The organism is Tritonibacter sp. SIMBA_163, assembly GCF_046535935.1.
Classification (GTDB): domain Bacteria; phylum Pseudomonadota; class Alphaproteobacteria; order Rhodobacterales; family Rhodobacteraceae; genus Epibacterium; species Epibacterium scottomollicae.
Window position 1 is genome coordinate 1 of sequence record NZ_JAWJBP010000746.1, and the last position, 258, is coordinate 258.

Genomic DNA, 258 nt, shown 5'->3' on the forward strand with positions numbered 1-258 from the left:
GTTTCGACGACGTGCTCGTTACCTATGGCGACGCTCCGCTGGTGACGGTCGGACCGTTCGCCGCCGCTCGTGCGCAGCTTGCCGCCGGCGCCGACGTCGCGGTGATCGGCTTCCACACGGACCGGCCGACCGGCTACGGGCGGCTGCTCGTCGAGAACGGCGAGCTTGTCGCGATCCGCGAGGAGAAAGACGCAACGGACGAAGAGCGCAAGGTCACTTGGTGCAACAGCGGCATCATGGCGATCAACGGCCGCAAGG

1 pseudogene is annotated in these 258 nt (G+C 67.4%); it reads left to right on the top strand.

Features of this window, described 5'->3' with window-relative positions:
* Nucleotides 1–258: pseudogene (gene glmU / locus R0J92_RS24300) on the top strand (bifunctional UDP-N-acetylglucosamine diphosphorylase/glucosamine-1-phosphate N-acetyltransferase GlmU); the annotation flags it as partial.